Origin of the sequence: Desulfovibrio psychrotolerans, assembly GCF_013340305.1 — a bacterium.
Classification (GTDB): domain Bacteria; phylum Desulfobacterota; class Desulfovibrionia; order Desulfovibrionales; family Desulfovibrionaceae; genus Halodesulfovibrio; species Halodesulfovibrio psychrotolerans.
In genome coordinates, this window is the sequence record NZ_BLVP01000038.1 from 1 (window position 1) to 221 (window position 221).

The following is a 221-nucleotide window of genomic DNA, read 5'->3' on the forward strand; positions in this document are numbered from 1 at the left end:
ATCGCTGCCATGAACGGCGACCTGACGCTGGACACCAACACCCTGACCTATGCCGACATTCACGATCACGACACGGCCAGCAATGTCAGTGTGGGGGTGAGTGTATCCGGCAGCCATAACGGCGGCGTGGATGGCCCCAAGGCACCGGAGCAGGTGGGTGCAAAGGATGTTTCGCTGGGTTCCGTGAGTGTGGATTATTCCTCCAAAGACCGCCGCCAGAT

1 protein-coding gene is annotated in these 221 nt (G+C 59.7%); it reads left to right on the forward strand.

The window, feature by feature from the left end; all coding sequences use genetic code 11:
• Positions 1-221, forward strand: a 221-nt coding sequence (locus HUV26_RS15645) for a hypothetical protein (protein ID WP_174411082.1), incomplete at both ends; no start/stop codon positions are given.